This window comes from Stenotrophomonas maltophilia complex sp. Om-AH-Sm3 (assembly GCF_059337855.1).
Map to the genome: position 1 here is coordinate 119,183 of NZ_JBYBLQ010000012.1, position 7,520 is coordinate 126,702.

Annotated in this window: 7 protein-coding genes; 3 read left to right on the forward strand and 4 right to left on the reverse strand. The window is 66.2% G+C overall.

Annotation, left to right across the window (positions count from 1 at the left end; translation table 11 throughout):
• Positions 1-18: 18 nt before the first annotated feature.
• Genes pilW through ndk form a run of 3 tightly spaced genes read right to left on the reverse strand, consistent with a single transcriptional unit; the run spans position 19 to position 2,432 of the window.
• Positions 19-804: a type IV pilus biogenesis/stability protein PilW gene (gene pilW / locus AC10QF_RS15175; RefSeq protein WP_494542455.1), complete on the reverse strand. Its 786-nt coding sequence runs from the start codon at positions 802-804 to the stop codon at positions 19-21.
• Positions 791-1,996: a dual-specificity RNA methyltransferase RlmN gene (gene rlmN, locus AC10QF_RS15180; protein ID WP_111177211.1), complete on the reverse strand. Its 1,206-nt coding sequence runs from the start codon at positions 1,994-1,996 to the stop codon at positions 791-793. Before rlmN ends, pilW begins: the two co-directional genes overlap by 14 nt.
• 10 nt (positions 1,997-2,006) lie before the next feature.
• The gene (gene ndk / locus AC10QF_RS15185; protein ID WP_005409295.1) at positions 2,007-2,432 is read right to left on the reverse strand and encodes a nucleoside-diphosphate kinase; all 426 of its coding nucleotides are present in this window, start codon (positions 2,430-2,432) and stop codon (positions 2,007-2,009) included.
• Positions 2,433-2,800: 368 nt separating this feature from the next.
• On the opposite strand from ndk, the gene AC10QF_RS15190 reads away from it, so the two are divergent.
• The 3 genes from AC10QF_RS15190 (at position 2,801) to AC10QF_RS15200 (ending at position 7,144) form a co-directional block, all read left to right on the forward strand.
• The gene (locus AC10QF_RS15190) at positions 2,801-3,454 is read left to right on the forward strand and encodes a TetR/AcrR family transcriptional regulator (protein WP_005416238.1); all 654 of its coding nucleotides are present in this window, start codon (positions 2,801-2,803) and stop codon (positions 3,452-3,454) included.
• 39 nt (positions 3,455-3,493) lie between these two features.
• The gene (locus AC10QF_RS15195) at positions 3,494-5,866 is read left to right on the forward strand and encodes a 3-hydroxyacyl-CoA dehydrogenase/enoyl-CoA hydratase family protein (RefSeq protein ID WP_164284328.1); all 2,373 of its coding nucleotides are present in this window, start codon (positions 3,494-3,496) and stop codon (positions 5,864-5,866) included.
• A gap of 69 nt (positions 5,867-5,935) precedes the next feature.
• Entirely contained in the window at positions 5,936-7,144 is a 1,209-nt protein-coding gene (locus tag AC10QF_RS15200) for an acetyl-CoA C-acyltransferase (RefSeq protein WP_019661304.1), read from the forward strand.
• Between the two features lie 183 nt (positions 7,145-7,327).
• Here AC10QF_RS15200 and AC10QF_RS15205 read toward each other — a convergent pair.
• A partial coding sequence (locus tag AC10QF_RS15205; RefSeq protein WP_494542456.1) for a hypothetical protein occupies positions 7,328-7,520 on the reverse strand: 193 nt, incomplete at its 5' end.

A 7,520-nucleotide genomic window follows, 5' to 3' on the forward strand; every position in this document is an offset into this window, starting at 1 on the left:
AATGCATCAACCCTGGAGTTAGGAGCCCGCTTCCTGCGGAAATTCCTGTCGAATCCGCTGCAGATAACGATCAGATGCCGCCCGATCGCCCAGCTTCACTTCGATTTGAGACGCAAGTTGTAACACGGAACGCGTTGCGGGTGCAGCCGCAATCCTACGTTCGGCGAACGCCCGGGCCTCCATGTAGCGGCCCTGGCGGAAGCTCAGCTGGGCCATCGACTCCAGCGCAACCGGGTTGGCCGGCGCAGCGACGAGTGCCGCGCGCAGGTCGCGCTCGGCACGTTCGAGCTGCCCAGCGTCCAGTGCGCAACTGCCGGCATTGGCCTGCGCTTCGCCCGGGGTGGCATAGCCCGGCGCCTGCAGCGCCCGGTCGAACCAGACCAGCGATTCGGCCGGCTGGCCCTGCTGGCACAACCAGGCACCGTAGTTGTTGAGCACGTCTCCGCGCTGCGGCGCCAGCTCGGCGGCCTTGCGGAAATTCTCGCCCGCCTGGCGGGTGCGGCCACGACGGTCATCGATGCCAGCGTGCAGCACCAGCGCATCGGGCGCCTCCGGCGCCAGCTTCAGCGCTTCGCGCACCTTGCGCTCGGCGGCGTCGAGATTACCGACCTGCAGGTCACGGGTCGCCAGGGTCAACAGGTCGCGCCAGCGCACTTCGCGCCGCACGCTTTCCGGGTCACCCACCGAATAGACCGGTGCCTGGCTCGGCCCGAGCTTGGCCTTGGGATGGGATTTGCAGCCGCCGACCGCAACGGCCAGCACGCCTGCGAACAGAACCAGCCAGAGGCGGTCAGGCCGCGGCATCACTCCCCTTCCCCGCCTGCAGCGTCTTGTTGAACTCCGCCTGGCGGCGGGTGCGGTCCATCACCTGGCCCTTGAGCTGGCCACAGGCGGCGTCGATGTCGTCGCCACGGGTGCGGCGGACCATGGTCAGCACGTTGCTGTCGAGCAGGATCTTCTGGAAGGCGCGGATGTGCGCTTCTTCCGAACGCTCGTAGCGGGTGCCCGGGAACGGGTTGAACGGGATCAGGTTGACCTTGCCCGAATCCTTGGCCTGCACCGCGTTGTCGAACTGGCGCATCAGGCGGGCCAGCTCGCGGGCATGCTCGGGCTTGTCGTTGATGCCCTTCATCAGGGTGTATTCAAAGGTGACCGACTCGCGGCGCTTGTTGGCGCGCAGGTAGCGTGCGCACGAGGCCATCAGCTCGGCGATCGGGTACTTCTTGTTGAGCGGCACCAGCGTCTCGCGCAGCGCGTCGTTCGGCGCATGCAGCGACACCGCCAGCGACACGTCGCTTTCGGCAGACAGGCGGTCGATCTGCGGCACCAGGCCAGAGGTCGACAGGGTCACGCGCTTGTTGGCCAGGCCGTAGCCCAGGTCGTCGCGCATCACGCTCATGGCGCGCACGACGTTGTCGAAATTCATCAGCGGCTCGCCCATGCCCATCATCACCACGTTGGTGAGGCGGCGCATCTGGTGCGGCACGTTGCCCAGGTGGCGTGCGGCAACCCACACCTGGCCGATGATCTCGGCGGTGGTCAGGTTGCGGTTGAAGCCCTGGGTAGCGGTGGAGCAGAACGTGCAGTTCAGGCCGCAACCGACCTGCGAGGACACGCACAGCGTGCCGCGGGTCTTGTCCGGGATGTACACGGTCTCGATGGCGTTCTTGCCATCCACGCCCATCGCCAGCAGCCACTTGTGGGTACCGTCGGCGGAGGGCTTGTCGAACACGATGTTGGGAACCAGCACCTCGGCATGGGCCTGCAGCTTGGCGCGCAGGACCTTGCCGAGGTCGGTCATTTCATCGAAATCGGTGACGTAGCGATGGTGGATCCACTTCATCACCTGATGGGCACGGAACTTCTTTTCGCCGAGAACCTCGACGAAAAACTTCTCCAGGCCCGCGCGATCAAGGTCGAGCAGGTTCTGCTTGCCAGCCGCGGGTGCCGACTTCGGCAGCGGCTGGATGGCGGGGGACTGTACGACCTCGTTCACGGCATTACTCTCAGCGCGAGACGACTTCGGTGGCGGCGAAGAAGTAGGCGATTTCAATCGCGGCATTCTCGACCGAGTCCGAGCCGTGGGCGGCATTGGCATCGATGGATTCGGCGAAGTCGGCGCGGATGGTGCCCGGCGCGGCTTCCTTCGGGTTGGTGGCGCCCAGCAGGTCGCGGTGGGCCAGGACGGCGTTCTCGCCTTCCAGGGCCTGGATCATCACCGGGCCGGAGATCATGAACTCGACCAGCGCGTTGAAGAACGGACGCTCGCGGTGCACGGCGTAGAAGCCTTCGGCTTCACGACGGGACAGCTGCTTGTACTTGGCGGCCACGACCTTCAGGCCGGCCTTCTCGAAGCGGGCGTAGATTTCGCCGATGACGTTCTTGGCAACGGCGTCCGGCTTGATGATCGAAAGGGTGCGCTCCAGCGCCATGGGATGTCTCCAATGGAATCGGGCCGCTGATGGCCCGAAGGGTAACATGAAAAAAACCCGCGTCGGGACGCGGGCTTAGCCTGATAAACGTAGGCGAATTGTAAAAGATAAAGCCGCGGCATGGTAGTGCCGGCCGCCGGCCGGCAACCCCGTCGCGGCCAAGGGTCGGATTCCCGCAGGGGCTCTGACCCATTCCGGGACCCACCGTTGGGGTCGGAGCCCCATTCGGGGATCCGACCCCACCCCATCGCATTCACCCACCTGAGTGAAATCTGACCGGCCCGGGCAATTTTGCTGCACTGCAAAATGCCATACGCTACCGTCTGGTCCTAGTATCAAACAATCGTTTGATTAAGGTCTGCCCGCCGATGGCCAAACCCGCCCACTTCTCGACCAAGGACCGGATCCTCGGCGCGGCCGAGGAGCTGTTCGCACAGCACGGCTTCGCCGGTACCTCGCTGCGCCAGGTGACCAGCCAGGCCGACGTCAACATCGCAGCGGTCAACTACCACTTCGGCTCCAAGGAAAACCTGGTCAACGAGGTGTTCCGCCGCCGCATGGACGAAATGACCGGCGCCCGCCTGTCGCAGCTCGAACGCGCACGCGCCGAGCACCCTGGCGAACTGCGTCCGGTGCTGGCCGCCTTCGTCGAGCCGGCCCTGGCGCTGGCCCAGGACCGCCAGAACGGCGGCGCCTTCGTGCGCGTGATCGCCCGCGCCTACGCCGAGAAGAACGACAACCTGCGCAAGTTCCTGTCCGACCACTACGGCCACGTGCTGCGTGCGTTCGGCAAGGCCATCGGCGAATGCGTGCCGGACCTGAGCAAGGAGGAGCTGTACTGGCGCCTCGACTTCCTGGCCGGCTCGCTCACCTATGCGATGGCCGACTTCGGGCTGATCAAGCGTCCCGCCGGTGTCACCGAAGCGGCGCATCGTGCCCATGCCGCCCACGAACTGATCCATTTCGCCGAAGCCGGGTTCCGCGCCGCCGCACGCGCCAGCGCCCTGCCCGCTTCCGTTTGATTCCACCCAGTAACTGCTGACCAACAAAGGCCCTACACCATGTCCAATTCCCTGCTAGTCCGCCGCGCCGCCGTGCTGGGTGCCGGCGTCATGGGTGCCCAGATCGCCGCCCACCTCACCAACGCCGGCGTCGACACCGTGCTGTTCGACCTGCCTGCGAAGGAAGGTCCGGCCGACGGCATCGTGCTGAAGGCGATCGCCAATCTGGGCAAGCTGAGCCCCGCGCCGCTGGCCAGCAAGTCGCTGGCCGAAGCCATCACCCCGGCCAACTACGAGTCCGGCCTGGAGCAGCTGAAGGACTGCGACCTGATCATCGAGGCCATCGCCGAGCGCATGGACTGGAAGCAGGACCTGTACAAGAAGATCGCCCCGTTCGTGGCCGACCACGCGGTGCTGGCCTCCAACACCTCGGGCCTGGGCATCAACAAGCTGGCCGACGTGCTGCCCGAGCAGCTGCGCCACCGCTTCTGCGGCGTGCACTTCTTCAACCCGCCGCGCTACATGCACCTGGCCGAGCTGATCCCGGCCACCACCACCGACGCCGCCGTGCTGGAAGGCCTGGAAGCATTCCTGGTCACCACCCTGGGCAAGGGCGTGGTGTATGCCAAGGACACCCCGAACTTCATCGGCAACCGCATCGGCGTGTTCTCGATCCTGTCCACCATCCACCACACCCAGCAGTTCGGCCTGGGCTTCGATGAAGTGGACGGCCTGACCGGCCCGCTGGTCGGCCGCCCGAAGTCGGCCACCTACCGCACCTCCGACGTGGTCGGTCTGGACACCATGGCCCACGTCATCAAGACCATGGGCGATACCCTGCCGAATGACCCGTGGCATGAATTCTTCAAGTCGCCGAAGTGGCTGGACGCGCTGATTGCCAAGGGCGCGCTGGGCCAGAAGACCGGCGCCGGCATCTTCCGCAAGGTCGGCAAGGACATCGTCGTCCTGGACCTGGAGAAGCAGGACTACCGCCCGGCCGACCGCACCGCCGCCCCGGAAGTGGTCGAGATCCTGAAGATCAAGAACCCGGCCGAGAAGTTCGCCAAGCTGCGCGAGAGCCAGCACCCGCAGGCACAGTTCCTGTGGGCGACCTTCCGCGACCTGTTCCACTACAGCGCCTACCACCTGGCCGATATCGCCGAGACCGCACGCGACGTCGACCTGGCGATCCGCTGGGGTTACGGCTGGTCGCTGGGCCCGTTCGAGACCTGGCAGGCTGCCGGCTGGAAGCAGGTGGCGCAGTGGATCGCCGATGACATCGTGGCCGGCAAGAGCATGAGCAGCGCCCCGCTGCCGGATTGGGTGTTCGATGGCCGCGACGGTGTGCACGCCGCCGAAGGCAGCTACAGCCCGTCGCGCAACGCCAAGCTGCCGCGTTCGTCGCTGCCGGTGTACCAGCGCCAGCGCTTCCCGGATCCGCTGCTGGGCGAGCAGTTCGCGCCGGGCGAAACCGTGTTCGAGAACGACGGCCTGCGCATGTGGCACGACGGTGATGGCATCGCCGTGGTCAGCTTCAAGACCAAGATGAACACCGTGTCCGACCAGGTGCTGGATGGCCTGCAGGAATGCGTCAGCCGCGCCGAGAAGGACTTCCAGGGCCTAGTGATCTGGCAGCAGAAGGAACCCTTCTCCGCCGGTGCCGACCTGGCCGGCGCGCTGGGCCTGCTGCAGGCCGGCAAGGTCGACCAGTTCGAGGAAATGGTGGCCAACTTCCAGCGCACCAGCCAGCGCATCAAGTACTCGCTGGTGCCGGTGGTGGCCGCCGTGCGTGGCCTGGCGCTGGGTGGCGGCTGCGAATTCCAGATGCACAGCGCCAAGACCGTGGCCTTCCTGGAAAGCTACATCGGCCTGGTCGAGGCCGGCGTCGGCCTGCTGCCGGCCGGTGGCGGCCTGAAGGAGCTGGCCGTGCGCGCCTCGCGGGCCGCCGGTCCGGGTGGCGACGTGTTCGCCGAACTGAAGAAGACCTTCGAGACCGTGGCGATGGCCAAGGTGTCCAACTCGGCGGTCAACGCCAAGGAGCTGGGCCTGCTGCGCAGCACCGACAAGGTGGTGTTCAACAGCTACGAGGCCCTGCACATCGCCAAGGCCGAAGCACGCGCCCTGGCCGAAGCCGGCTACCGCCCGCCGCTGCCGGCACGCCGCATCCAGGTCGCCGGTGACGTGGGCATCGCCACCTTCAAGATGATGCTGGTCAACATGCTGGAAGGCCGTTTCATCAGCCCGTACGACTACGAGATCGCCGAGCGCATCGCCACCGTGCTGTGTGGTGGCAAGGTCGACCGCGGCACCCTGGTCGACGAAGAGTGGCTGCTGACCCTGGAGCGCAAGCACTTCGTCGAACTGGCCCAGCAGGAAAAGACCCAGGCCCGCATCGCGCACATGCTCAAGACCGGCAAGCCGCTGCGGAACTGACGGAAGACATCGGTAGTGCCGGCCGCTGGCCGGCAACCTCTTCCAACCCCTATTCAAGAGATCATTGCAATGACCAAGCAAATCCAGGACGCCTACATCGTCGCCGCCACCCGTACCCCGGTTGGCAAGGCGCCCAAGGGCATGTTCCGCAACACCCGCCCCGACGACATGCTTGCGCACGTGCTGCGCAGCGTCGTCGCCCAGGCCCCGGGTGTGGACGTCAACCGCATCGATGACGCCATCATCGGCTGCGCCATGCCGGAAGCCGAGCAGGGCATGAACGTGGCCCGCATCGGCGTGCTGCTGGCCGGCCTGCCGAACACCATCGCCGCGCAGACCGTGAACCGCTTCTGCTCCTCTGGCCTGCAGGCCGTGGCGCAGGCCGCCGACGCGATCCGCCTGGGCAACGCCGACCTGATGCTGGCCGGCGGCACCGAGTCGATGTCGATGGTGCCGATGATGGGCAACAAGATCGCCATGGCACCGAGCGTGTTCGACAACGACCACGTCGCCATCGCCTACGGCATGGGCATCACCGCCGAGAAGGTGGCCGAAGAGTGGAAGGTCTCGCGCGAAGACCAGGACGCGTTCGCCCTGGCCTCGCACCAGAAGGCCATGGCCGCGATCCAGAACGGCGAGTTCAAGGACGAAATCAGCCCGTACGAGATCGTCTCGCACCTGCCGGACCTGGCCGACGGCCAGCGCATCATCACCCGCAACAAGATCGCCGACACCGACGAGGGCCCGCGCCCGGATTCCTCGGCTGAAGGCCTGGCCAAGCTGCGCCCGGTGTTCCGCAACGGCCAGTTCGGCGGCACCGTCACTGCTGGCAACTCGTCGCAGATGAGCGATGGCGCCGGTGCCGTGCTGCTGGCCTCGGAACAGGCGATCAAGGACTACGGCCTGACCCCGCTGGCCCGTTTCGTCAGCTTCTCGGTGGCCGGGGTGCGCCCGGAAGTGATGGGCATCGGCCCGATCGCCGCGATCCCGAAGGCACTGAAGCAGGCCGGCCTGACCCAGGACCAGCTGGATTGGATCGAGCTCAACGAAGCCTTCGCCGCGCAGTCGCTGGCAGTGATCCGCGATTGCGGCCTGGACCCGGCCAAGGTCAACCCGCTGGGCGGCGCGATTGCCTTGGGCCACCCGCTGGGTGCAACCGGCGCGATCCGTACCGCAACCCTGCTGCACGGCCTGCGTCGTCGCCAGCAGAAGTACGGCATGGTGACGATGTGCATCGGTACCGGCATGGGCGCGGCGGGTATTTTCGAGGCGCTGTAAGGTTCAAGGCGTTGCCTCGATGGGCTTCATGGCGTGGGTCGGGTTGGCAAGGCTGCCCGGGACACGCCGTGAACCCTTCCATGGGGGCTCGATGGCGCCATCCATGGCGCCAACGGTCCCGGGCAGCCCTGCCAACCCGGCCCTTCCGGCCTCCCCGCGGCGGAGGGATGAGCAAAGGCAGGGTCAAAGGCCGGGGTCAGATCCCTTTGCTGCGCAAAGGGATCTGACCCCAACAAGCAAAAAAGGCAGCCAGTGGCTGCCTTTTTGCTTTGCTTCTGCCTTTGATTCCGCCCTTCCCGTCCGCGCCCGCAGGAAACTGTCGAGAGGGGGCGGATGGCCCTCTCCAAAACCGTTGGCGCCATGGATGGCGCCATCG

What these genes read in the sequence shown, in the direction of transcription:
- pilW (WP_494542455.1), bottom strand. Translation starts at nt 804, where the DNA reads ATGCCGCGGCCTGACCGCCTCTGGCTGGTTCTGTTCGCAGGCGTGCTG.
- AC10QF_RS15195 (WP_164284328.1), top strand. Translation starts at nt 3,494, where the DNA reads ATGTCCAATTCCCTGCTAGTCCGCCGCGCCGCCGTGCTGGGTGCCGGC.
- AC10QF_RS15200 (WP_019661304.1), top strand. Translation starts at nt 5,936, where the DNA reads ATGACCAAGCAAATCCAGGACGCCTACATCGTCGCCGCCACCCGTACC.
- AC10QF_RS15190 (WP_005416238.1), top strand. Translation starts at nt 2,801, where the DNA reads ATGGCCAAACCCGCCCACTTCTCGACCAAGGACCGGATCCTCGGCGCG.
- ndk (WP_005409295.1), bottom strand. Translation starts at nt 2,432, where the DNA reads ATGGCGCTGGAGCGCACCCTTTCGATCATCAAGCCGGACGCCGTTGCC.